This is a genomic window from Streptomyces sp. NBC_00376, from assembly GCF_036077095.1.
Lineage (GTDB): Bacteria > Actinomycetota > Actinomycetes > Streptomycetales > Streptomycetaceae > Streptomyces.
Map to the genome: position 1 here is coordinate 411,385 of NZ_CP107960.1, position 22,543 is coordinate 433,927.

The 22,543-nt window shown below is 69.7% G+C and carries 22 protein-coding genes and 1 pseudogene; 11 read left to right on the forward strand and 12 right to left on the reverse strand.

Going from position 1 to position 22,543, the window contains the following annotated elements; all coding sequences use genetic code 11:
- Positions 1-94: 94 nt before the first annotated feature.
- From OG842_RS02145 to OG842_RS02155, 3 genes are all read right to left on the reverse strand, one after another.
- Positions 95-364, reverse strand: coding sequence for a hypothetical protein (locus OG842_RS02145; protein WP_266726901.1), 270 nt, complete (start codon positions 362-364; stop codon positions 95-97).
- A 35-nt stretch (positions 365-399) separates the two neighbouring features.
- Positions 400-864 (reverse strand): MarR family winged helix-turn-helix transcriptional regulator, encoded by a 465-nt coding sequence (locus tag OG842_RS02150; RefSeq protein ID WP_266726902.1) that lies wholly within the window; start codon positions 862-864, stop codon positions 400-402.
- A gap of 186 nt (positions 865-1,050) precedes the next feature.
- Complete coding sequence (locus OG842_RS02155; protein WP_266726904.1) at positions 1,051-1,602, reverse strand: glycoside hydrolase family 25 protein; 552 nt, start codon at positions 1,600-1,602, stop codon at positions 1,051-1,053.
- A gap of 135 nt (positions 1,603-1,737) precedes the next feature.
- Between OG842_RS02155 and OG842_RS02160 the strand changes: the two genes are divergently transcribed.
- Positions 1,738-2,451, forward strand: a complete 714-nt coding sequence (locus OG842_RS02160; RefSeq protein WP_266726906.1) for an NADPH-dependent F420 reductase — start codon at positions 1,738-1,740, stop codon at positions 2,449-2,451.
- Positions 2,452-2,504: 53 nt separating this feature from the next.
- Here the strand turns inward: OG842_RS02160 and OG842_RS02165 are convergent, their stop codons facing one another.
- Entirely contained in the window at positions 2,505-2,975 is a 471-nt protein-coding gene (locus OG842_RS02165) for an SDR family NAD(P)-dependent oxidoreductase (protein WP_266726907.1), read from the reverse strand.
- Between OG842_RS02165 and OG842_RS02170 the strand changes: the two genes are divergently transcribed.
- Both OG842_RS02170 and OG842_RS02175 read left to right on the forward strand, forming a co-directional pair.
- Positions 2,974-3,330: a LysR substrate-binding domain-containing protein gene (locus OG842_RS02170; RefSeq protein WP_266726909.1), complete on the forward strand. Its 357-nt coding sequence runs from the start codon at positions 2,974-2,976 to the stop codon at positions 3,328-3,330. The genes OG842_RS02165 and OG842_RS02170 overlap by 2 nt on opposite strands.
- Entirely contained in the window at positions 3,327-3,500 is a 174-nt protein-coding gene (locus OG842_RS02175; protein WP_266726911.1) for a hypothetical protein, read from the forward strand. The genes OG842_RS02170 and OG842_RS02175 overlap by 4 nt, the downstream gene beginning before the upstream one ends.
- 1 nt (position 3,501) lies before the next feature.
- Here the strand turns inward: OG842_RS02175 and OG842_RS02180 are convergent, their stop codons facing one another.
- Together OG842_RS02180 and OG842_RS02185 are read right to left on the reverse strand one after the other, a co-directional pair.
- The gene (locus OG842_RS02180) at positions 3,502-4,866 is read right to left on the reverse strand and encodes a radical SAM protein (protein WP_266726913.1); all 1,365 of its coding nucleotides are present in this window, start codon (positions 4,864-4,866) and stop codon (positions 3,502-3,504) included.
- A 181-nt stretch (positions 4,867-5,047) separates the two neighbouring features.
- Positions 5,048-5,884 (reverse strand): pentapeptide repeat-containing protein, encoded by an 837-nt coding sequence (locus tag OG842_RS02185; protein ID WP_266726914.1) that lies wholly within the window; start codon positions 5,882-5,884, stop codon positions 5,048-5,050.
- Between the two features lie 237 nt (positions 5,885-6,121).
- Here OG842_RS02185 and OG842_RS02190 point away from each other — a divergent pair.
- The 7 genes and pseudogenes from OG842_RS02190 (at position 6,122) to OG842_RS02220 (ending at position 14,975) form a co-directional block, all read left to right on the forward strand.
- Positions 6,122-7,532, forward strand: a pseudogene (locus OG842_RS02190) (FAD-binding oxidoreductase).
- Between the two features lie 130 nt (positions 7,533-7,662).
- Entirely contained in the window at positions 7,663-8,154 is a 492-nt protein-coding gene (locus OG842_RS02195; protein ID WP_266726916.1) for a hypothetical protein, read from the forward strand.
- 88 nt (positions 8,155-8,242) lie between these two features.
- A complete protein-coding gene (locus tag OG842_RS02200) occupies positions 8,243-8,470 on the forward strand; it encodes a hypothetical protein (RefSeq protein ID WP_266726918.1) in 228 nt (75 codons plus the stop codon).
- A 227-nt stretch (positions 8,471-8,697) separates the two neighbouring features.
- Positions 8,698-9,864: an L-rhamnose isomerase gene (rhaI, locus tag OG842_RS02205; RefSeq protein WP_266726920.1), complete on the forward strand. Its 1,167-nt coding sequence runs from the start codon at positions 8,698-8,700 to the stop codon at positions 9,862-9,864.
- Between the two features lie 68 nt (positions 9,865-9,932).
- Positions 9,933-11,978 carry a bifunctional aldolase/short-chain dehydrogenase gene (locus tag OG842_RS02210; RefSeq protein WP_266726922.1) on the forward strand — a complete coding sequence of 682 codons (2,046 nt, stop codon included), beginning with the start codon at positions 9,933-9,935 and terminating at the stop codon, positions 11,976-11,978.
- 15 nt (positions 11,979-11,993) lie between these two features.
- Positions 11,994-13,472 (forward strand): rhamnulokinase, encoded by a 1,479-nt coding sequence (locus tag OG842_RS02215; RefSeq protein WP_266726924.1) that lies wholly within the window; start codon positions 11,994-11,996, stop codon positions 13,470-13,472.
- Between the two features lie 39 nt (positions 13,473-13,511).
- Positions 13,512-14,975: an L-fucose/L-arabinose isomerase family protein gene (locus OG842_RS02220; RefSeq protein WP_266726926.1), complete on the forward strand. Its 1,464-nt coding sequence runs from the start codon at positions 13,512-13,514 to the stop codon at positions 14,973-14,975.
- 35 nt (positions 14,976-15,010) lie between these two features.
- Here the strand turns inward: OG842_RS02220 and OG842_RS02225 are convergent, their stop codons facing one another.
- Positions 15,011-16,084, reverse strand: coding sequence for an enoyl-CoA hydratase/isomerase family protein (locus tag OG842_RS02225; RefSeq protein ID WP_266726927.1), 1,074 nt, complete (start codon positions 16,082-16,084; stop codon positions 15,011-15,013).
- A gap of 244 nt (positions 16,085-16,328) precedes the next feature.
- Here OG842_RS02225 and OG842_RS02230 point away from each other — a divergent pair, with 244 nt between their 5' ends.
- Positions 16,329-18,461 carry a SpoIIE family protein phosphatase gene (locus OG842_RS02230; RefSeq protein WP_266726929.1) on the forward strand — a complete coding sequence of 711 codons (2,133 nt, stop codon included), beginning with the start codon at positions 16,329-16,331 and terminating at the stop codon, positions 18,459-18,461.
- A 102-nt stretch (positions 18,462-18,563) separates the two neighbouring features.
- Here the strand turns inward: OG842_RS02230 and OG842_RS02235 are convergent, their stop codons facing one another.
- The 5 genes from OG842_RS02235 to OG842_RS02255 form a co-directional block, all read right to left on the reverse strand.
- On the reverse strand, positions 18,564-19,187 hold the full coding sequence (locus OG842_RS02235; RefSeq protein ID WP_266726931.1) for an LAETG motif-containing sortase-dependent surface protein: 624 nt from the start codon (positions 19,185-19,187) through the stop codon (positions 18,564-18,566).
- A 194-nt stretch (positions 19,188-19,381) separates the two neighbouring features.
- Complete coding sequence (locus OG842_RS02240; protein WP_266726933.1) at positions 19,382-19,870, reverse strand: GNAT family N-acetyltransferase; 489 nt, start codon at positions 19,868-19,870, stop codon at positions 19,382-19,384.
- A 121-nt stretch (positions 19,871-19,991) separates the two neighbouring features.
- Positions 19,992-21,119, reverse strand: coding sequence for a DUF6397 family protein (locus tag OG842_RS02245; RefSeq protein WP_443063960.1), 1,128 nt, complete (start codon positions 21,117-21,119; stop codon positions 19,992-19,994).
- Between the two features lie 195 nt (positions 21,120-21,314).
- Entirely contained in the window at positions 21,315-21,728 is a 414-nt protein-coding gene (locus OG842_RS02250) for a roadblock/LC7 domain-containing protein (RefSeq protein WP_266726935.1), read from the reverse strand.
- A 140-nt stretch (positions 21,729-21,868) separates the two neighbouring features.
- Positions 21,869-22,495 carry a GTP-binding protein gene (locus OG842_RS02255; RefSeq protein WP_266726937.1) on the reverse strand — a complete coding sequence of 209 codons (627 nt, stop codon included), beginning with the start codon at positions 22,493-22,495 and terminating at the stop codon, positions 21,869-21,871.
- Between the last annotated feature and the right edge of the window lie 48 nt (positions 22,496-22,543).

Here is a 22,543-nt window from a genome sequence, read left to right on the forward strand (position 1 = left end):
AACTCCCCGGGCCCGGCTCCGTCCACACCGATCAGCTCCCCGGGCCCGACCCGGCCTGTACTGGTCGGCTGCCCCGACCCCGACCCCGGCCCCGTCAGCCGGCCCGGCCGATCGCGCTGCGCAGCATGGCGACCGTCGTCGCGGCGGCCGCGCGTTCCGCCGCGTCCTCCGTCGCGCGCACTCGCTCCTCCAGGAGCACCACGGCCGCCTGGAGGACTCCCACACGTACCGGAACGCTCTGCATCGCCGTCAGCACGGCCGCTGCCTGTTCGGCCGGGGTGGCCGTGGCGGCCTGCGGAATGAGGGTGGTGATTCCGCGCCCGAGTGCGCGGTCGCGAGGCGGCTGAGCCGCGGCTGTGGTCACCCGAGAAGTGTGCCGCACCGAGCCCGGGGAATCGGTCAGCGACCTGACATCGACTCTTCGGGGCCGTCATGGACATGGGCGTGGACACGCCTCAACAGAGCTGCCAGCTGGGCTTGTTCGCGCGCGGTCAGGGGGGCGAGCAGTGTCTTCTGCACGCTCAGCGCATCGTCCTGGAGCTCTGCGAGCACCGCACGGCCGGCCGGGTTGGGTGTGACGGTCACCCGGCGGCGGTCTCCGGTGTCCCGGGCCCGGTCGACGAGACCGGCCAGCGCGAGATCGTCCACGATCTTGACGATGTCGCTCCGGTCGATCCCGAGCCGGGATGCCAGTTCCCGTTGCGCATGGGGGCCGAAGTCGATGAGTGCCGACAGCACGGCCAGGTGCCAGATCCGCATGTCGCGCTCGGCAAGTCGCGCCGCCAGCCGGCTCCGCGCCGCTTTGCCGGTCTTGGACAGCAGGTATGTCGTGAGTCCCAGGAGGCTGGGCGGGGTCGCGCACATCGCCGGCCATCTTAGGCGCGCACCCGTCATGGGTTTTCACCTGCTGATCGGCGCACGCCTCGGCTGCCGGCACCGGCGCCGGCACCTGCTGATGAGCGGGGTCGTCGGAGGCTCTGCCCGCCGCTACGGCCCGGTCACGCCCCTCCCGATCGGGGCCGCCCGCCGACGCGTACGGTCCCGCGGCAGCTACCCCCGGGCCCAGTTGCGCATGGCGGTCCGGGAGGAGAAGTCGGCGACGTCCTTGTCGAGCGGGTGGTCGGTGTACTGATGGATACGCCAGGAGGCTTTGATCCTGGGCTTTCCGGCGGTCACGTAGTCGGCGATCCAGAGACCGTCACCCGCGTACGACGTGGTGTCGTGGTTCAGCCAGAAGTATTGGTTGCAGTACAGCAGAACCTTGTGGTGCGGCCGCAGGCGCTTGACCTCACGGATGAACCGGTCCTTCTCCGCGTTGCCGGCCCGGGTGCCTTCGCCGTTCTCCTCCCAGTCCACGGCGAGCAGATCGCCCGCCTTCTCCGGGGCCTTGCTCACGAAGTACTCGGCCTGGGCCGTGATGTTCCCCGGCCAGAGGAAGTGGTAGAAGCCGACCACGCACTCCGCGTCCCTCGCCCGTTTCACCTGCGCCGAGAGATGCGGATTGATGTACGAACGGCCCTCGGTGGCCTTGATGAAGACGAAGTCCAGTCCGTCCGTGCCGAAGGACGACTGATGGGAACTGACGTCGACGCCATGGAGCATGGGCACCGCCTTCACATGGGATGAGTGCTTCGGTTGTCTTCCTGTAGGTGCCCGCAGTCGGTCGTTCCCATCCTTCGGATGAACGGGCGAATCGTTTTGCCATTGCCAGGAATACAGCCCGGAAACGGGTAGTTGATGAACCCGCGAGACCACATCACGTACCGCAGTCGCCATCGGAAGGTCGGATCCATGAAGATCGGCATCATCGGAGCGGGCAACATCGGCGGAAACCTCGCCCGGCGCCTCACCGCACTGGGCCACGAGGTGTCCATCGCCAATTCGCGTGGACCGCAGACGCTCGCCGCGCTCGCCGACGAGACCGGAGCCACGGCGGTCCTCGCCTCTCAGGCGGCTCAGGGGGCCCAGGTCGTTGTCGTCACCGTCCCGCTCAAGGCCGTCCCCGACCTGCCCGCCGGGTTGATCGACGGTGCTGCGGACGGGGTCGCGGTCATCGACACGGGCAACTACTACCCGCAGCAGCGCGACGGCCGCATCGCCGCGATCGAGGACGGCAAGCCCGAGAGCCGGTGGACCGAGGAGCAGATCGGCCACCCGGTGATCAAGGCGTTCAACGGAACGTACGCCCAGGACATCCTCTCCAACGGGCTCCCCGCGGGAAGTCCCGGCCGTCAGGCGCTTCCGGTGGCCGGTGACGACGCGGCGGCCAAGCAGGTCGTGCGCGATCTCATCGACGAGCTGGGCTTTGACACCGTGGACGCGGGGGGACTCGACGAGTCCTGGCGTCAGCAGCCCGGTACGCCTGTTTACGGTCATCAGGGCGACGTGGAGGCCATTCGCAAGGCACTCGCCGAGGCGTCCCCCGAGCGCACCGCCGAGTGGCGCGCCTGAGGTTCGCCGGCGCCGGGGCACGGCGGGTGGCGCTCGCCGCCCCCGGCGCTCGGTCACCGTCTGGCCGGCCCGGGACGTTGGCATCGGCCGTGCTCCTCAGCCGTCGAAGCCGGTGCTCCGGCTGACCTCCTCCCATGCGAGTGTCTCGGCACGGGCCGCTTCGAGGTGGGCCTGGATCGCGTCGGTCGCGTCGTTGCCGAGCGGCAGTCGCAGGGGCGGCTCCTCGGCGGCGAGGGCGGTGAGGATGGCCGCCGCGGCCTTGTCGGGGTCGCCCTCCTGCTTCCGTCCGAGTCGGGCAGGCCTGTCCGTACGCGGCCGACGGTCGCCTCGTACGCCGGCATCGCGGCGGTCTGCCGGAGCGCCCCTCCCCCGGCGAATCCGGTCCGGAATGCTCCGGGTTCGACGATGAGTACCTTGATCCCGTGCGGGGCGACCTCGGCCGCGAGCGCCTCGGACAGGCCTTCGAGGGCGAACTTGCTCGCCGAGTAGGCGCCGACTCCGGGGAAGGTGAACCGGCCGCCCATGCGATACGACTGGGGGCAGGAGGCCGCGGCTCTGCGCGAAGGGCTGGTCGACGTGGCTTTCGTCGGGTTGCCCAATGACCTGACCGGCCTCCGCTCGGAGCTGGTGCATACGGAGCCGCGCGTCGTGGGAATGCCGTCCGGGCATGCGCTCGCGGGACGCGACGGGATCTCCGTGCTCGACGTCGCCGACGAACCGTTGATGTGGACCGAGCGTGCGCCGCGCGAGTGGGTGGACTGGTGGGCGGTCAACCCCCGCCCGGACGGATCGAGTCCCAGGTGGGGGCCGACCAACGACGACGTCGAGGAGATGCTGGAGCAGGTGGCGGGGGTTCCGCCGTCTGCTTCGCGCCGATGAGCATGGCCAGGTACTACGCCCGGCCCGATCTCACCTGGGTGCCGCTGACCGATGCCGAGCCCCTGCGGACCGTGCTCGCCTGGGTCGACGGCACGGACAGCAGCCTGGTGCGGGGGTTCGCGAGCATCGTGCGTGAACTGGCGGCCGCCGGGTCCGGCGGCCGGACCTGAACTAGAGGGCGTCGTCCGGACGGGCCGGAAGACTGTCCATGAACGAGCTGACGGAGAAGACCGCGCGTCCGGGTCCGGGCGGGCCGTAGCCGGGGGGCGAGCTGAGACCGTACTCCTCCATGGTCGCGCGATAGGCGTCCAGCAGGCGGATGTGGTATTCGAGCGGCGCCCCGTCCGGGTTGGTCTTCCCGAGCGGGGTGGTGGGCTCCGGGCACCAAGTGGTGAACCGGGGGGTGATGCCGTGCGACATGAAGAACCGCAGCCCCTCGGTGGTGGAGGCGATGGCTTCGTCCACCGTGGTGAAGCCGAAGGGCTCGGCCATCTCCACGCCCGCCACGAAGTTGGGGATGACATTGCGGCGGCCGAAGACCTCGGCGGAGTCCAGGATGCGACGGTGCCACTCGTCACGGCCGACGTAGCGTTCCTTGCCGGGGCAGTAGAGCTCGAACAGCCGGCGGTCCCACACCTCGTAGTTGGGGTGGTAGATCTGCACGCCGTAGTCGTGGAACCGCTGCACGTCGGCCTTGGGCAGGGCCTGGGCGACGACCTTGCCGATCCAGCGGCCGGGGAAGCGCTCCTCGATGGCCTTGGCGTACTGGCCGTAGAAATCGGCCTCGTCGCGGCCGCCGATGTGGGAGGTGATGGCCCCGCCGGTGAGGGTGTAGGCGGTGGAGGTCTTCGCCGTGTCGTACTTGTCGATGATGGCGAGCGCCTCCAGGACCTCCTCGACCGGCTTCACCCCGGTGTACGGGCGTCCCGCCGCCTTGTGCTGGCGCCAGTTGTGGTTGATGTCGCAGTACTGGCACTCCTCCTTCGCCCCGAAGTACTGGCAGACACGGAAGACCGTCAGATAGATGAGGTATCCCCACTGGATGGTGGGTGCCACCTCCATCACGGACTTGCCGTTCTCCAGGGTGTGCCGGTAGTAGTCCGGCATGGGCGGGAGGCCCACGTCGGAAATCCGTCGGCCGTCGAGATACAGCCCGAGCACACCGTCGCCGTCGGCCGCGACGCGGTACGGGGACGCCGGGTTGACCCGGACGGACACGACGGTCCTGCGCAGGTCGTACGGACCGCCGGTGAGGACGATCTCCTCCGGCGGGCGGCGCAGGGCGGCCGCGCCGAGCTCGGGGAGGGTGCCGTGGTCGAAGGAGAAGATGAAGTAGGACTTCGGCTTGACGTCGCCGCCCTCGTTGTCGCTGAGCGCGGACTCGTCGAACGCCAGGCCGCCGCGCAGCAGGTCCTCCTTGATGACGGCTTCCCGGGGCACGTGCGGGAACTGCTCCATCAGGCGCTCGACCAGACGGGTGCGGTTCCCGTCCGTGCCATTGGGTTCGGTGCGGCTGCGGTCGGTACTGCTGGGCATGTGCGGGACTCCTCGGTCCGGTCGTCTGCGGCGTTCCGGGTACGCCACACTGTGCAACGAACCGGACACGTCCGCAGTGCCCCGACGCACCGGCCGATTCGGCAGGTTGCGGCATGGGCGGTCCACGGCCGTTAGCGGCGTGGACCGGGTCGTCCGTCGGCGGCCGCCTCCGGGCCCGGGTTCACCGGTCCCAGTGCGCGGGGCGGCCGAGGGACGGCGGGAGCTTCGTCGCCGCGTCGCCCCTGGCCGCGTTGAGCTGTGCCTGGGTGAGGAAGAGGCTCGATGTGAGGTCGGCCCCGGACAGGTCCGCGTCCCGGAAGTCGGCGCCGATCAGGTCGGCCAGGCGTAGATCGGCACCGGTGAGGTCGGCTGCTATCAGATACGCGCCGCGCAGGTCGGCGCCCCGCAGATCGGCTCCCCTGAGCCTGGCTCCGATGAGGTCGGCGCCCCTGTGGTCGCGCTTCTTCTTCCGCGGTGCCGTATCCCGTACCAGCGCGCCGGCGCGGAGCAGCAGCTCGGCCACGACGTCGCGGTGCCCGGCCACGTCCAGTTCGCGGAACGCGTCCGCCGGGAGGTGCGTGAGGCGTTCCGTCTCGTCGAGGGTGCGCCGGATCTCGTCGTGGAGGGGCCGCGCCGGTTCCAGGGACAGCGCTTCCGTGAGGTACCAGAGCAGTTCATGGAGCTGCCGCATGACCGGGAACACCTGGAACATCTGCTGGGCGGTCCGCGGGGCACTGCGCCAGTCCTGCCCGTCGAAGGTCTCGCCGGAGACCTTCTGGCCCGCCCCGAAGCAGTCGTACACGGTGCAGCCGGGAAAGCCCCGGGTGCGCAGCTCGGTGTGGATGCCGCAGCGGAAGTCCTCCTGGAGGTTCCGGCAGGGCTTCCCGGCGTCCTTGTCGATCGCGAAGTCCGCGGACCGCGTCAGGGTCAGTGCCACGCAGCACAGCCCGAAGCAGTTCGCGCAGTCGGCGCGCAGCGCGGCACGATCGGTGCCGGGGCCTGCGACGTTGTCGGGCACGGTGCGTGGATCCTCCGGGTATGGGACTGTCGGACGGTCGACCCTATCGAAATCCGTCACCCGTTCGCGCCAGTTTAATGATCATCGCCCGGTTGGATCGATTGCGGGTCGCTGGCCGCGGGACATCCCTCGGTCAGTTTTTCCCTCGCAATGGAACAGGGGGCTCCGGCCGGCTCCCGGACTCCGCGCGCAATGATGATGGTCAGTACCTCTTTGCAGTGGGAGGTGGCCACGGACGTGGCGAACGCACCAGTCGACGACATCCCGGCCCGACGGGTACTCACCGATCCGGCCGGCCTCGCCCGGTATCAGCACGACGAGGCGGAGTGGGCCCCGTACGGAACGCCCCTGGCCGTGGTGCGTCCGCAGAGCACCGAAGAGGTCCGGGATGTGGTCCGGCACTGCCTGGCCCACCGCATCCCGCTCGTTCCGCGCGGCGCGGGCACCGGCCTGTCGGGAGGTGCGAACGCCGTGGACGGAGCGATCGTCCTGTCCTTCGAGGACATGAACCGCATCGTCCGCATCGACGCGGCGGAGCGGCTGGCCGTCGTCCAGCCGGGAGTGGTCAACGACGATCTGCGGGCGGCGTGCGCGGAGTACGGGCTCTGGTATCCGCCGGATCCGGCGAGCTCGCCCTGGTCGACGATCGGCGGGAACGTCGCGACGAACGCCGGGGGGATGTGCTGCGTCAAGTACGGCGTGACGCGTGACTACGTGCTGGGCCTCGAAGTGGTCAACGGGGCTCGGCGAGGTCGTCCCGCTCGGCCGGCGGACCGCGAAGGGCGTGGCGGGGTATGACCTGGCCGGACTGATGGTCGGGGCCGAGGGCACCCTGGGGGTGATCACGGAGATCACGGTGCGGCTGCGCCCGGCGCAGCCGCAGGAGCGGACCGTGGCCGGATACTTCTCCTCGGTGGTCGCCGCCGGTGAAGCGGTGAGCGCCGTGACCGCGTCGGGCGTGATCCCCTCCGCGCTCGAACTGGTAGACCGTCACTGCCCGGCCGCCGTCGACGCCTGGAAGAAGATGGGGCTCTCCGCCGACGCGGACGTGGTGCTGCTCGGCAGGGTCGACACACCGGGGGCCGAGGGCGATGCGGAGGCCGAGCTGGTACGGGAGTGCTTCGAGCGGGCGGGGGCGACCTGGGCCGCGGTCTCCACGGACCAGCAGGAGGCCGACGCGCTGTTCCAGGCACGCCGGTTGGCCTATCCGGCGCTGGAACGGCTCGGTCCGGTCCTGACCGAGGACGTGTGCGTACCGCGGACCGCGATACCGGAGATGCCGGCCCGGATCCAGCGGACGGCGGTCCGGCACGACACTCTGGTGGCCAACATCGCCCATGCCGGTGACGGGAACCTGCATCCACTCATCATCACGACGCCCGGCGACGAAGCCGAGCGCGCCCGCGCCCAGTCGGCCTTCGAGGACATCCTCGACGACGCGATCGCCCTCGGCGGCACGGTGACGGGCGAGCACGGGGTGGGACTGCTGAAGATGCGCGGCATGAACAAGGAGCTGGGCTCCGCGGTGCTGGGCATGCATCACGCGGTGAAGGCGGCGCTGGACCCGCACGGCATCCTCAACCCCGGCAAGGTGCTCGGCGGGGGTGGGTCGCCGCTCACCGGGGAAGGGGACGTGCCGCAGACCTGACCCGGGGCATCGGCCACGAAGGCACCGGCGGTTCCGGCTGCCGACAGGGCGGCCGTGGTCCGCACCCGAGCCGCTGTCAGTGGCACGACGCACACTGGCAGCAGTACGGCACAGTCGAAGGGGGACGCCGATGGAAACCGAGGACGGGGCCGGATTCGAACCGGCCACCGGGGACGGCCCGACCGCTGCGGTGCCGGACACAGGACGCACCGCTTCCGTGCGGACGGCGTTCGAGGGAATGCTGCAGATCCGTCGGCTGACGAACACCGGACACGCCGACCCGCAGGGCACACCTGCGCAGTGGGAGATGCTCCGGCCGGTGAGAGCGGTCGCCATCGCCCTCGAGGCATCGGGGCTGGCCCCCTCGGCCGTTGACGGATCGGGCCTGCGAACGGCAACCGGATACCGCTTGCAGCAGGGCGAGGCACCTGGCGGTGTGCGCGTCGAGTGGCTCGGTCCGCCCGGCAGCGGGGCGGCCCGTTCGGAGGAAGAGGAGCTGGCCCGGTGCGCGGCGGTGCTGCGGGAGTTGGGCTGGATGGTGCTGCTGTACCGAGGTGCGCGGCGCCGAAGATTCCTGGAGGTCGAACCACCGGCCTGTGCACGGAGACCGGACGGCGGATGACGGGCGCTCCCGCACCGCCGTCGGCGGGCGTTGTCAGACCCATGGTGGATGCTGGTGGGTCCGACACCTCTGACCGGGAGATGCTGAGATGCGCAATGACGAACTCGCCGCGGCCCAGGCGTATGTCCGACTGCTGGAGGCCGCTCGCGCCGCGCTCGCGGATCCCGAAGACGGCCCGTTGTACGTGCCGTTGCTCGCCTCGCCGATCGCAGAGGCCGACAGCGCGCTTCAGCGGGCCGGCCTCTGCGGCAACGAGTCCCGGTTCTTCGACCTCGTGAGCTCGCTGCGGCCGAGCATGTCCGGCGGCGGCCGCTGAGTCTCGCCTTCCGGGCGCCACCATGCGCCGAACGGGCCGGTCAGGCCGCGGAGGTGGGGCAGGTCGGGGCGGCCGGAGTACTGCGCGATGAATTGATTCAACACTCCAAGAGAACCCGACCGGCTCCTTGACTGGAAGCTCGCGGCAAACCTAGCGTACGAACGGATGAAACGATTCACACGTCCGGGCGGTCTCCGGTCGCTGGATGACTCTGCTACGAGGTGTTCATGTCTGATGTGTCGGCCGTCAAGGCAGCTCTGAAGTCCCAGGTCATCGAGACGCCCTCATGGGGGTACGGGAATTCCGGGACGCGTTTCAAGGTGTTCGCACAACCGGGTGTGCCGCGCGACCCGTTCGAGAAGATGGAGGACGCGGCCCAGGTGCACGCGTTCACGGGTGTGGCACCGAAGGTGTCCCTGCACATTCCGTGGGACAAGGTCGAGGACTACACCGCGCTCACGCGGCACGCCGAGGGCCTCGGGCTGCGGATCGGGGCGATCAACTCCAACGTCTTCCAGGACGACGACTACAAGCTCGGTTCGGTCACCCACCCCGACCCGAAGGTGCGCCGAAAGGCCACCGACCATCTGCTGGAGTGCGTCGGCATCATGGACGAGACCGGGTCTCCCGATCTCAAGCTCTGGTTCTCCGACGGTACGAACTACCCCGGGCAGGACGACATCACGGCCCGTCAGGACCGGCTCGCCGAGGCGCTGGCCGAGGTGTACGAGCGGCTGGGCGACGACCAGCGGATGCTGCTGGAGTACAAGCTCTTCGAGCCCGCGTTCTACGCGACCGACGTTCCCGACTGGGGTACGGCGTACGCACACTGCCTGAGGCTCGGCCCGAAGGCCCAGGTGGTCGTGGACACCGGGCACCACGCGCCCGGCACCAACATCGAGTTCATCGTGGCCGGTCTGCTGCGCGGGGGAAAGCTCGGTGCGTTCGACTTCAACTCCCGGTTCTACGCGGACGACGATCTGATGGCCGGGGCCGCCGACCCGTTCCAGTTGTTCCGGATCATGCACGAAGTGGTCAGGAACGGCGGCCTGCAACCCGAGACGAACGTCAACTTCATGCTCGACCAGTGCCACAACATCGAGGCGAAGATCCCCGCCGTGATCCGGTCGGTCGCCAATGTGCAGGAAGCGACCGCCAAGGCCCTGCTCGTCGACATGGAGGCGCTGAGCGCCGCGCAGCGGTCCGGCGACGTACTGGCGGCGAACGGCGCGCTGATGGACGCGTACAACACCGATGTACGTCCGCTGCTGGCCGAGGTGCGGGAGGAACTCGGGCTGGCGAGGGATCCGTTCGCCGCCTATCTGGCCTCGGGCAATCAGGAGCGGATCGCCGCCGCCCGGGTCGGCGGCGAGCAGGCAGGCTGGGGCGCCTGAGCCCGTCCGCCGCTCCCCCGTACGACCATCGACCGGTTCAGACGGAACCCCGACCACGAAGGAAACCCATGGCCTCCGCGACGCATTCCGAAGTCGCCGCGCTCCTGGAACGCGCCCACCGGATCGGTTCCGACGCCCGGAACACCAACTACGCCGGTGGCAACGCATCGGTCAAGGCCACCGGCACCGACCCGGTCACCGGTGGCGGCACCGAACTGCTGTGGGTCAAGGGTTCCGGTGGTGATCTCGGCACGCTCACCGAGGCCGGGCTCGCCGTGCTGCGCCTGGACCGGGTGCGCGCTCTCAAGGACGTGTACCCGGGAGTGGAGCGCGAGGACGAGATGGTGTCGGCCTTCGACTACTGCCTGCACGGCAAGGGCGGTGCGGCGCCGTCCATCGACACGGCGATGCATGCCCTGGTGGAGGCCGCTCACGTCGACCATCTCCATCCGGACTCGGGCATCGCGCTGGCGTGCGCCGCCGACGGCGAGAAACTGACCGCGGAGTGTTTCGGCGACAAGGTGGCCTGGGTGGGCTGGCGCAGGCCGGGGTTCCAGCTCGGTCTGGACATCGCGGCGGTCAAGGAGGCCAACCCGCGGGCCGTCGGGGTGATCCTCGGCGGCCATGGCATCACGGCCTGGGGCGAGACGTCCGAGGAGTGCGAGCGCAATGCCCTCTGGATGATCCGCACCGCCGAGACCTTCCTCCAGGAACGCGGTGGGGCCGAACCCTTCGGCCCTGAATGGGCGGGCCGGGAGCGGCTTCCCGAGGAGCGGCGCCGCGAGCGGGCTGCCGCCCTCGCCCCGCTGATCCGCGGACTGGCCTCCACCGACCGTCCGCAAGTGGGCCACTTCACCGACACCGAGCCGGTGCTGGACTTCCTCGCCCGGACCGAACACCCACGGCTCGCCGCTCTGGGCACCTCCTGCCCGGACCACTTCCTCCGTACGAAGGTCAGGCCGCTGGTCCTCGACCTGCCCTCGGATGCCCCGCTGGACGAGGCGGCGGCGCGGCTGAAGGAGCTGCACGGGGAGTACCGGGAGGCGTATCGCGCGTACTACGAACGTCATGCCTCGCCCGACTCCCCCGCGATGCGTGGTGCGGACCCGGCGATCGTGCTGGTGCCCGGGGTCGGCATGTTCTCCTTCGGCAAGGACAAGCAGACGGCCAGGGTCGCCGGCGAGTTCTACCTCAACGCCATCAATGTGATGCGCGGTGCCGAGGCCGTCTCCTCCTACGCACCGATCGAGGAGGCCGAGAAGTTCCGGATCGAGTACTGGGAGCTGGAGGAGGCCAAGCTGCGCCGGATGCCGAGGGCCAAGCCGCTGGCCACCCGGGTGGCGCTGGTCACGGGCGCGGGGTCCGGCATCGGCAAGGCCATCGCGCACCGGCTGGTCGCGGAGGGAGCATGTGTCGTCGTCGCGGACATCGACACGGCGAACGCCGCCTCGGTGGCGCAGGAACTCGGCGGTCCGGACCGGGCCGTCGCCGTGACGGCCGATGTCACCAGTGAGGAGCAGATCACCGACGCCTTCCGGGCCGCCGCGCTGGCGTTCGGCGGTGTGGATCTCGTGGTGAACAACGCCGGGATCTCCATCTCCAAGCCGCTGCTGGAGACGACGGCCGCGGACTGGGATCTTCAGCACGACATCATGGCGCGCGGTTCGTTCCTGGTCTCGCGCGAGGCCGCCCGGATGATGCGGACACAGAACCTCGGAGGCGACATCGTCTACATCGCGTCGAAGAACGCGGTGTTCGCGGGTCCGAACAACATCGCCTACTCGGCCACCAAGGCCGATCAGGCGCACCAGGTGCGGCTGCTGGCGGCCGAGTTGGGTGAGCACGGCATCCGCGTCAACGGCATCAACCCCGACGGCGTGGTGCGGGGTTCGGGGATCTTCGCGGGCGGCTGGGGAGCTCAGCGCGCGGCGACGTACGGCATCGAGGAGGAGAAGCTCGGCGAGTTCTACGCCCAGCGGACGCTCCTCAAGCGCGAGGTGCTCCCGGAGCATGTGGCCAACGCCGTCTTCGCGCTGACCGGCGGCGACCTCACGCACACGACCGGGCTGCATGTTCCCGTCGATGCCGGCGTGGCCGCGGCCTTTCTCCGATGACCGGATGAGGGGTCGATGTCTGTGACGTCACACAGCGAGGCGGCCTTCGCCGCCGTGGACCTCGGTGCCACCAGCGGCCGGGTGATCACCGGCCTGGCCGGGCCCGAGAAGCTCCGGCTGACCGAGGTGCACCGGTTCGCCAATGCGCCGGTCCGGTTGCCGGACGGGCTGCGTTGGGACGTGCTCGCGCTGTATCAGGGAATGCTGGACGGTCTGCGGACCGCGGCGCGCAGCGGTCCGGTCGCGTCGATCGGGATCGATACGTGGGCGGTCGACTACGGCCTACTCGATGCCGACGGGGCCCTGCTCGGGCTGCCCTTCCACTACCGCGACAGCCGGAACGGAAGGGCGGCCGAGCAGGTACTGGCGGTGTGCGGGCCCCAGGAGCTGTATGCCGTCGGCGGGTTGCAGCATCTGCCGTTCAACACCGTGTTCCAGGTGGCCGCACACCGTACGAGTGCCCAGTGGGGTGCGGCGCGGACGATGCTGCTGATGCCAGATCTGCTGACCCACTGGCTGACGGGCTCGGTGGGAGCGGAGATCACCAATGCGTCGACGACCGGTCTGTTCGACGCTTCGGCCGGCGGCTGGTCCGATGCGCTGATCGGCAGGCTGGGCCTGGCGCGTTCCATGTTCCCACCGCTGCGTGAGCCGGGTGATCCGGCGGGGACGATCCTGTCGCACGTCGTCGAGTACACGGGTCTGCCGGCCGGCACGCCGGTGACTGCCGTCGCGTCGCACGACACGGCGTCGGCGGTCGCGGCGGTGCCCGCGACCGAGCCCGGGTTCGCCTATGTTTCCTGCGGGACGTGGTCGCTTGCCGGACTCGAACTGCCGGCTCCGGTACTGACGGAGGAGTCCCGTGCGGCGAACTTCACCAACGAGCGCGGGGTGGACGGCACTGTCCGCTATCTCCGCAACATCATGGGGATGTGGCTGCTTGAGGAGTGCCGACGTACCTGGGACCGGCGGGGCGAGGATCCGGGTCTGCCCGCACTGCTCGCGGCGGCGGCCCGTGCCCGGCCGTTCGCCGCGGTGATCGATCCGGACGACGAGACGTTCCTCGCACCGGGTGACATGCCGTCGCGGATCGACGCCCATCTCGTACGGACCGGGCAGGTGCCGCCCGACAGCCCCGGTGGCCATGTCCGGTGTGTGCTGGAAAGCCTGGCGCTGGCCCACCGCAGGACGTTGCGGGAGGCAGCCGGTCTCGCGGGGCGGGAGCTGAGCCGCATCCATGTGGTCGGCGGGGGTTCGCGCAATGAGCTCCTGTGCCAGTGGACCGCGGATGCCACGGGGCTTCCCGTCACGGCCGGCCCGGCCGAGGCGACCGCGCTCGGCAACATCCTGGTACAGGCGCGTGCCCGGGGACTGGTGGGTGGCCTCACGGACATGCGACAACTGGTGGCACGGACGCAGGAATTGCGCCACTACGCCCCGCAGGGGGACCGGCGGGCCTGGGACCGGGCCGCCGCGCGGCTGGAACAGCACTGAGTCCGTTCGGCCCTCGACAGAACCGAAGGAAGGAAGCTCATGACTGATGTCTCGCCCGCCGCGCTCGACAGCGTGCTCACCCGCACCACGCGCCGCCGTACCAGGATCGGTCTGGTGTCCGGCGGACTCGGCGCGTACTGGCCGCAGTTCCCCGGTCTGCTCGACCGGCTGCGTCAGTCGGCCCGCTTCGTGACCGGGCGGTTCGAGGAAATGGGCTGCGAGGTCGTCGACGCCGGTTTCATCTCCGATCCGCAGGAGGCGGCGAAGGCCGCGGAACGGCTGCGCTCGGCCGACTGCGACATCGTCGTGACGTTTCTGACGACGTATCTGACCGCCTCGATGGTCCTGCCGATCGCCCAGCGCGCACACGCTCCGGTACTGGTGATCGACCTCCAGCCGACCGAGGCGATGGACCACCCGGACACCGATACGGGCAAGTGGCTGGCGTACTGCGGGCAGTGCCCGCTGCCGGAGGTCGCCAATGTGTTCCGGCGCGGCGGCATCCCCTTCCGCTCCGTCTCGGGCCATTTGCGCGACGAGAACGCGTGGAACCGGATCCGCCGCTGGATCCGTGCCGCACAGGTCCGCGGCGTGCTGCGTCACGGCCGGCACGGTCTGATGGGTCACCTCTACCCCGGCATGCTCGATGTCTCCACCGACCTGACGCTGGTCTCCACCCAGTTCGGCGGGCATGTCGAAGTTCTCGAATTCGACGACCTGCGGGTCCGCGTCGCCACCGTGACGGACGAGGCGGCCGCCGAACGTGTCGCGCTCGCCCGTACGGTCTTCACCCTCGACGACTCCGTCGACGAGGACGATCTCGCATGGGCCGCCCGGGTTTCGGTCGGGCTGGACCGGCTCGTCGACGACTTCGCACTCGACAGTCTCGCCTACTACCACCGCGGTCTGGAGGGCGAGATCCACGAACGGCTCGGCGCCGGCATGATCCTCGGCGCGTCGCTGCTGACCGCACGTGGCATCCCGATGGCCGGTGAGTACGAACTGCGCACCAGCCTCGCCATGCTGATCGCCGACACCATCGGCGCCGGTGGCTCCTTCACCGAACTCCAGGCCCTCAATTTCCGGGACCGGGTCGTGGAGATGGGCCACGACGGCCCCGCCCACCTCGCCATCAGCGCCAAGGATCCGCTGCTGCGCGGGCTGGGTGTCTACCACGGCAAGCGTGGCTGGGGCGTGAGCGTGGAATTCGACGTCCGACATGGCCCGGTCACCACGTTCGGCATCGGGCAGGAAGCCGACGGGACCTTCGTCTTCGTCGCCTCCGAGGGCCGGGTCGTACCCGGGCCGCTGCTGGAGATCGGCAACACCACCTCACGGGTCGACTTCGGCTTCGACCCCGGCGAGTGGACCGATGCCTGGTCAGCGACCGGCATCGGTCATCACTGGACGCTGTGCACCGGCCATCGCGCCAAGGACCTCAAGGCCGCGGCCGATCTGCTCGGCGTCCCGTTCCGCACAGTCGACGGGCCGGACGACCTCTGATTCCCGTACGTGTCTCCCGCCCCGCTGGCCGCGTCTCAGTCCGCCGTCCCGGAAACGGCGGCCAGACCGAGTTCGCGGTCGCCGAGCGGGGCGAAGAAGAGTGTGACGTCCGCGTCGGTCACCTCGGCGAGGTCCGCCGGGCTCCAGTGCGGATCACGGTCCTTGTCGACGATCTGGGCCCGCACGCCCTCCACGAAGTCCGGCCTGGTGAAGGCGGTGCACGAAGTCCGGTACTCCTGGTCAAGCACCGCCTCCAGGCTGCCGAGCCGGCGTGCCCTGCGCAGCGCGGAGAGGGTCACCTTGAGCGAGGTGGGCGACTTGGTCAGGATGGTTTCGGCGGCCTGCTTGGCGGCGGGGATGCCACTGTTGTCGAGCCTGTCGATGATCTCCTCCACTGAGGCCGCCCGGTAGCAGGAGTCGATCCACTCGCGGTGCGCGGCCAGTTCGCCCTCCGGCGCGGGTGAGGCGTACTGCCGCACCGTCCCCTCGATCTCGGCGGCTGTGCCGCACTTGGCGAGGTCCGCGGTGAGTTCGGCGAGGCGCTGCGACGGCATGAAGTGGTCGGCGAGCCCGCACAGCAGCGCGTCACCCGCGCCGACCGCTTCCGCGGTGAGTGCCAGGTGGGTGCCGAGCTCACCTGGCGCCGCACCGAGCAGATGCGTGCCGCCGACGTCGGGGACGAATCCGATGCTGGTCTCGGGCATGGCGACGCGCGAGCGTTCGGTGACGACACGGATGTCGCCGTGGGCGGAGACGCCGACGCCTCCGCCCATCACGATGCCGTCCATGATCGCGACGTAGGGCTTGGGGAATCGGGCGATACGGGCGTTGAGCCGGTACTCGTCCCGCCAGAAATCCAGCGATGCGCCGCCGCCGGCCCGGGCGTCCTCGTAGATGGACCGGATGTCGCCGCCCGCGCAGAGGCCGCGCTCGCCCGCACCGGTGATCAGGACCGCGGTGACGGACTCGTCGTGCTCGGCGTCGGCGAGTGCTTCGGCGACGCGCGTGACCATGGCGTGGTTCAGCGCGTTGAGGGCACGTGGGCGGTTGAGCGTGATGTGCCGGACGCGTCCTTCGGTGTGCAGCAGAACTGGATCTTCGTGGTTCATGAATGCGCTCCGGTCAGCCCTCGTGCCGTGTCGACCGCCGATCGCGGACGATCTTCCGCTGCCATTCTGCGGGGCAGGGCCTGTGCCGGGACAGCAGGGGTCCCTGGCCCGCCCGGTCCTGCTCGTCCGGCCGGATTTTGCCGGGTTTCCGCTGTGGCAACCTGCCGGAAGCGGTTCGACAATTAGGTGACCCGGTTCGGGCCGCACAGCCCGTCAGCCCCGCCCGGCGACCTCCGGAGCAGGAATGACCGATCACGACCAGCAACCGAGTACTTCCGTCCCGCCTCGCCCGCTGATCGAGAAGACGCACAACGGCGAGATCGCGACGGCACAGCGGCTTGCCATGAACCGGACGGGCAGCTTCGAGTGGGACGTGGTGGCCGGGACGCTCGACATGGACGATGCCGGGCTGCTGGTGTTCGGCCTGGATCCACGGACCTTCGACTCACGGCCCGAGACCGTGCTGGAACGGCTCGAAGGGTCGGAACGGACCCGTCTCGAGGTGGCGATCGACGAGGCGATCAAGAGCGGTCGAAGTTCGTACAGCGTTCATTTCCGGGTGCCGCTGGACGACGGCAGGAACCAGTGGACCCACATCCAGGCACGCATACTGCGCAGCGACGACGGCCTGGCGCACCGGATCGTCGGGGTGGTGCAGGACGCCACGGCGGAAGTCACCCATTCGGCCTTCGTGCTGGATCTGGAGAAACGGCGGCAACGCCAGACCAGCATCGTTGAACGAACAACGAGGGCGCTGTCACGTGCGGTGACCGTCGATGATGTGACCGCGGCACTGACCGGACCCGGCGGGCTCGCCCGGCTCGGGGCGGACGGTCTCTCGCTCGGCCTGGTCGAGAACACCACGCTGAGTGTCATCGCTCTGAGCGGCGACGCGGTGGAGGCGATCGACGGGTTCGGGGACGCCGGGCTGGACCGGCGGTTCCCCCTGGCGGACGCCGTGCTCAGCGGCCGGCCCCGGTTCCTGACCTCGGTCTCGGCTCTCACCCATCGCTACCCCGTGCTGGCGCCCTGTGCCGACCGGCTGAAATTCCGGGCCGCCGCCTATCTGCCCCTCGTCGCCCAGGCACGTTCCCTCGGCACGCTGGCGCTGTTCTACCGCGAGGGCACGTCCTTCAACGCGGACGAGCGGAATCTGTGCCTGGGGCTGGCAGCGATCGTGGCGCAGTCCCTCCAGCGCGCGAAGCTCTTCGACGAGGAGCGCGAATTCGCCACCGGTCTCCAGGCCGCGATGCTGCCGCGGCGGATCCAGGAGATCGAGGGCGGAGAGATCGCCGTGCGCTACCACTCCGCCTGGAGCGGACGTCAGGTCGGCGGTGACTGGTACGACGTGATCGCGTTGCCCAAGAACCGGTTCGGGATCGTGGTCGGTGACGTACAGGGTCATGACACGCACGCCGCCGCCATCATGGGCCAGTTGCGCATCGCCCTGCGCGCGTATGCCGCCGAGGGGCACCCTCCTTCGACGGTGCTGGCCCGGGCGTCGCGCTTCCTCTCCGAGCTGGACACGGACCGCTTCGCGACCTGTACTTACGCCCAGGTCGATCTCGCGTCGGGGACCGTGCGCGTGGTTCGGGCCGGGCATTTCGGCCCGCTGATCCGGCATATGGACGGCCGGGTCGGCAGCCCCCAGGTGCGCGGCGGTCTGCCGCTGGGCATCTCGACCGAATTCGAGGACGAGGAGTTCCCGGAGACCCGCCTCGACCTGGTGCCGGGCGAAACTCTGGTCCTGTACACCGATGGGCTGGTGGAAGAGCCCGGCGCCGACATCGACGCGGGTCTCCAGGCGCTGATCAATGAGGTGAGCGCAGGGCCGGCGAGTGCCCAGGCACTGGCCGACCATCTGTCGGACCGGCTCTGGGAACGTTGGGGTTCCGGGGACGATGTCGCGCTGCTGGTGCTTCGGCGCAGCCCGGACCCCGGGTCGCCGCGGGCTCCGCGGCTGCACCAGTACATCCACCAGGCGGACCCGGAGGGGCTGTCCGACGCCCGCAACATCGTGCGTCAGGCCCTGACCGACTGGGACATGGCCGAACTCGCCGACGATGCCGAGCTGGTGACGGGCGAGCTCCTGGTGAACGTCCTGCTGCACACGGAAGGCGGCGCGGTCCTCACCCTGGAGGTGCTGCCGGAGCCCGTACGGCGGGTCCGCCTCTCCGTACAGGACCGCTCCAGCGCCTGGCCGAGGCGGCGCAGTCCGGGCGAAACCGCGACTTCGGGGCGGGGTCTGCTGCTTCTGGACGCCGTAGCCATTCGCTGGGGCATCGAGCCCCGCGGCGAGGGCAAGGCGGTCTGGTGCGAGATCGGGCCCTCGGTGCCGCCCGTCGCCACTCCTCCGCCGACCACGCAGCAGGTGTGACGGTGTTTCGGAGGACGTGCCGCCCCACGCACCGGGCGTGCGGCGGCACCGCCTCGACCGGTCGTCCCGGCACAGCCTGCGTCAGGACCACCGGCTCATTCGTCAGTGCTGTGCGGTACGACGCTTGCGCACGGACCACATGATGCCGCCGCCCGCCAGCAGAACGGCCACGGCCGCTCCGGCGATGACCGGGGTGGCGGACGAGGAACCCGTCTCGGCCAGGTCCGGCGAGCTGGGGCTCGGGGAGGCCGCGGCGGGCGCGGACGTCGAAGGCGCCTCACTGGGCGTGGCGCTCGCGGCCGGTGTCTCGGTGGACGGAGCCGGGGACGGCGTGCCCTCGGACGGTGCGGGCGGCGGGGTGCCGGCGTCCTCGCACACGGGCGCCGTCTTGGTCTCGTCGCGCGAGAAGTTGTCGCCGTCGCCGGCCTTGACAACGAGGTGGACCGTGAGCTCCTTGTCGTGCTCGGGCAGCTCCAGCTTCTTGTGGAACTCCCTGCCGAAGGTCTCGGTGGGCAGGAGGTCCTTGCCGTCGACAGTGACGGTCACCTGGTTGGTGACGTTGCTGTTGTAGGCGGTCAGGTCGAGGCTCACCTCGGAACAGGTCACGGCCCAGGTGGGGGTGTGAGCTGCGGCCGGGCCGGCGGAGAGCACCGCGCCGGTCAGGCCGACGACCGCGGCGGCCGCGAGCGTTCCCGCGGCGCGCAACGATCTCCTGGGTATGGTCATGGATTCTTCCTCCGCATGAGTGTCATCGCCCGAGTGGCGGTGGGGCGCAGAGTACTGCCCCCGCCAACACCCCACGCACCCGCCCCACGAAGCATCTGTGACACCAACTGTTCAAACACCGCCACGGGTTCGGACATGACGGACACACCGCGGACGAAGGAGCGAGGAGTGCGGCGTGAGCGGCGATGCCGTTGTCAGAGGCGGCGGTGCATGATGTGCAGCCCGACAAAGCCCTGTTCCGGGTGGTTGAACCCTTCCGGGAGTGTCCCGAGGATCTCGAATCCGAGCGACCGGTAGAGCCCGACGGCGTGGACGTTCGTCTCCACCACCGCGTTGAACTGCATCGCCCTGAACCCCGACGTGCGGGCCCATTCCAGGGTGTACTCGCACAGGGCCCGGCCGACGCCCTGCCCCGAGTGCTTGGGATCGACCATGTAACTGGCACTGGCGATGTGCGAGCCGTTGCCCACGTGGTTGTTGTTCATCTTGGCCGTGCCGAGGACCGTCCCGTCGTCGTCGACCGCGACGACCGTACGGTTTGGGGACTCCAGGAGCCACCAGGAACGGGCGTCCGCTTCGCCGAGATCGAGTGGGTAGGTGAAGGTCTCCCCCGCGGCGACGATTTCCTGGAAGAACGGCCAGATGGCGGGCCAGTCCTCGGTGGTGGCTTCCTTGATCAGCATGGGGGACAGAATGCCTGGTGCCGCGCATTCTCCGCGAGCTCTTTTCCTCCGTCCGCTGGTTTCTCCATCGGTCGCGGTCGGTTGGTTCCCCATCGGTCGCGGTGGGCGCGATTCCTCGTCGTCACCCGCCGAACGGCGCACGCCCCGGTGGGGATGGCCGACGGTTCGCAGCCCTGACCGTACGCCTGCGCAGACCGATGCGGGCGAGGAGACCAACCGCGGGCTCCGCTGTGTCTGTCGACGCCTGGACAGGACCGGGTGCCGGAACCGGCCCTGACATCGGGCTCGGACATGGGTTCGAACCCGGGCTCGGGATCGGTGAGGCGGCGGGAGGGAGCGTGGGGACCGCAGCGGACGCCGGACCGGGTTCCGTATCGGCTCGGGAATCCGGCTTGGGCTCACGCTCGGTTCCCGGGTAGGGGAAGGTGCGCCGATCGGCGCCCGGACGGGGCGCCTGCCGAACCTCCCGGGCATTGTCCAGCTCCGTGATCAGGCTCACCCGCCGCCACAGCATTTCGTCAGGTTCGTCAGCCTGCATCAGATGCGCCGTGGTCTCGCGCGCCCAGGTCGGCCCGGCCGGCCCGAAGGCCGGTCCTGGTCGGATCCTGGCGAGGTACGCGCGTTCGTACGGATCGTCGACCACCTCCGCCAACTGCACCGGGTCCAGTGTGTCTGCGAGCACGGCCACTCGGGCCCATGGATCCTCCATGAGGCTCAGCAGCCTTTCGACCCGGCGCGAGCGCCAGTTGACCGCACGGCAGTCGGCGCCTCTCTCCAGGCGGTCACGCAGCCAGGCCGGGCTCCTGCCGGTCAGGAGCTGTGATTCCCGGGCGGCGAACCCCGTGAGTTCATCGGCGAGATAGAGCCAGACGATTGCCCGGTACCGGTTTTGGTAGAAGGTGATCGGCGTGAGGCATCCCGCACGGGCGAGTTTGGTGAAGCGGTCCGGGCTGATGCCGAGCTGCTGAGCCCCCTTCGCCGTCCCGACCGTGCGCACCCTTTCCCGGAGCTCTTCCGGGAACCCGGCCTGCGACCGGAGCCGCTCGATCTCGACGCACCCGACCCTCGGCCGCCCGCCGTCCCGCGGCACCGTCAGGCGGATCAGCCCCAGATGCACGGCGATCGCGAACTCGCCGCGCTTCAAGCGCAGTTCCTGGGCGGCCGCGCCCACCGCCACCGCGCCTGCGGCGGGCATGCTCTCCGCAGGCACACCGGTGGTCTCCGTGCACACGTCTTCGGCAACAGTCATGACGCTCTCCCCCATGAGGCTCGGTCACTCTCTGTGAGCACCGTAGCCCGGAAGAGATCCCGCCCGCCCAGCCTGTGGATAACTCCGGCGCCCCGATCAGAACTGCCTCCGCCCGATCAGATCCCCTCGCCCCGATCAGATCCCCTCGCCCCGATCAGAGCTGCCGTCGCCGAATCAGCACACCCCTCGCCCCGGTCAGAGGCGGTCGACCCCTTCGCCCGCCGACTGCCGTGCGGCGACACCCAGATGCTCACCGACTCTGTTGACCATCAACGTCATCTCGTAGGCGACCTGGCCGACATCTGCCTCGGCCTCGCTCAGCACACACAGGCAGCTGCCGTCCCCTGCCGCCGTCACAAAGAGCAGTGCCTCGTCGAACTCCACCATGGTCTGCCGGGCCTTCCCTGCCCGGAAGTGGCGCCCCGACCCACGGGCCAGGCTGTGCAGCCCGGACGAGACCGCGGCGAGATGCTCGGCGTCCTCGCGGGCCAGGCCCGTGCTCGCCCCCGTGACCAGTCCGTCGTTCGACAGCACCAGTGCGTGCCGTATGTACTCGACCCTTTTCGTCAGGTCGTCAAGGAGCCAGTCGAGTCCCCTGTCCAGCGCCATTCCCCGCTCCTCCCCGCTCATGCGTTCCCCGTGCCCCGTTGCCGTAAGCCTTGCGCACCGGTCACGCAGGGGCAAGCGCTCCTTCGCCATGTGGCTTGGTCCCGGCCCCGGATCATGCGGCGGACGAGCGCCCGGTAGGGTCAGCTCACCGAGTCGAGAAGCCGGGCGGTGTGCATCCTGCCGGCGTACTCGACCATGCGGATCAGCACCTCCTTGCCGGACTCCCGGTCGCGCGCATCGCACAGGACTACGGGTGTGCCGAGGTCGAGGTCGAGAGCGCGGGACACCTCGTGCTCGTCGTATGCGCGGGCCCCGGCGAAGCAGTTGACCGCGACGACGAAGGGAATGCGGCGGTGCTCGAAGTAGTCGACGGCCGGGAAGCAGTCCTCCAGCCGACGGGTATCAGCGAGGACTACGGCACCGAGCGCGCCCTGCGAGAGTTCGTCCCACAGGAACCAGAAGCGGTCCTGTCCCGGCGTGCCGAACAGATAGAGCGAGAGGCCGGACCGGATGGTGATCCGTCCGAAGTCCATGGCGACGGTTGTGGTGGTCTTCTGATCGACCCCGTCCGTGTCGTCGACCGACTGTCCCGCCTCGCTGAGAAATTCCTCCGTCCGCAGTGGCCTGATCTCACTCACGGCGCCGACCAGTGTTGTCTTTCCGACGCCGAAGCCTCCGGCTACCAATATCTTCAGCGCCAGAGAATCGGTCTCCGCGGACTCCCCGGCCGTCTCCCCGTATGTGTTGTCAGCGTGCTCGGAAGGCATTGATCACTTCTCTCACCAGTGCGTCGCTGGACGTCGAATTCGCAGGTC

Excerpts from the sequence above, each read along its gene's own strand:
- OG842_RS02230 (WP_266726929.1), top strand. The coding sequence starts at position 16,329 with ATGACCGATCACGACCAGCAACCGAGTACTTCCGTCCCGCCTCGCCCG.
- OG842_RS02210 (WP_266726922.1), top strand. The coding sequence starts at position 9,933 with ATGGCCTCCGCGACGCATTCCGAAGTCGCCGCGCTCCTGGAACGCGCC.
- OG842_RS02195 (WP_266726916.1), top strand. The coding sequence starts at position 7,663 with ATGGAAACCGAGGACGGGGCCGGATTCGAACCGGCCACCGGGGACGGC.
- OG842_RS02220 (WP_266726926.1), top strand. The coding sequence starts at position 13,512 with ATGACTGATGTCTCGCCCGCCGCGCTCGACAGCGTGCTCACCCGCACC.
- OG842_RS02240 (WP_266726933.1), bottom strand. The coding sequence starts at position 19,870 with ATGCTGATCAAGGAAGCCACCACCGAGGACTGGCCCGCCATCTGGCCG.
- rhaI (WP_266726920.1), top strand. The coding sequence starts at position 8,698 with ATGTCTGATGTGTCGGCCGTCAAGGCAGCTCTGAAGTCCCAGGTCATC.
- OG842_RS02155 (WP_266726904.1), bottom strand. The coding sequence starts at position 1,602 with ATGCTCCATGGCGTCGACGTCAGTTCCCATCAGTCGTCCTTCGGCACG.
- OG842_RS02255 (WP_266726937.1), bottom strand. The coding sequence starts at position 22,495 with ATGCCTTCCGAGCACGCTGACAACACATACGGGGAGACGGCCGGGGAG.
- OG842_RS02200 (WP_266726918.1), top strand. The coding sequence starts at position 8,243 with ATGCGCAATGACGAACTCGCCGCGGCCCAGGCGTATGTCCGACTGCTG.
- OG842_RS02165 (WP_266726907.1), bottom strand. The coding sequence starts at position 2,975 with ATGGGCGGCCGGTTCACCTTCCCCGGAGTCGGCGCCTACTCGGCGAGC.
- OG842_RS02175 (WP_266726911.1), top strand. The coding sequence starts at position 3,327 with ATGAGCATGGCCAGGTACTACGCCCGGCCCGATCTCACCTGGGTGCCG.
- OG842_RS02150 (WP_266726902.1), bottom strand. The coding sequence starts at position 864 with ATGTGCGCGACCCCGCCCAGCCTCCTGGGACTCACGACATACCTGCTG.
- OG842_RS02235 (WP_266726931.1), bottom strand. The coding sequence starts at position 19,187 with ATGACCATACCCAGGAGATCGTTGCGCGCCGCGGGAACGCTCGCGGCC.
- OG842_RS02225 (WP_266726927.1), bottom strand. The coding sequence starts at position 16,084 with ATGAACCACGAAGATCCAGTTCTGCTGCACACCGAAGGACGCGTCCGG.
- OG842_RS02215 (WP_266726924.1), top strand. The coding sequence starts at position 11,994 with ATGTCTGTGACGTCACACAGCGAGGCGGCCTTCGCCGCCGTGGACCTC.
- OG842_RS02250 (WP_266726935.1), bottom strand. The coding sequence starts at position 21,728 with ATGGCGCTGGACAGGGGACTCGACTGGCTCCTTGACGACCTGACGAAA.
- OG842_RS02160 (WP_266726906.1), top strand. The coding sequence starts at position 1,738 with ATGAACCCGCGAGACCACATCACGTACCGCAGTCGCCATCGGAAGGTC.
- OG842_RS02170 (WP_266726909.1), top strand. The coding sequence starts at position 2,974 with ATGCGATACGACTGGGGGCAGGAGGCCGCGGCTCTGCGCGAAGGGCTG.
- OG842_RS02180 (WP_266726913.1), bottom strand. The coding sequence starts at position 4,866 with ATGCCCAGCAGTACCGACCGCAGCCGCACCGAACCCAATGGCACGGAC.
- OG842_RS02245 (WP_443063960.1), bottom strand. The coding sequence starts at position 21,119 with ATGACTGTTGCCGAAGACGTGTGCACGGAGACCACCGGTGTGCCTGCG.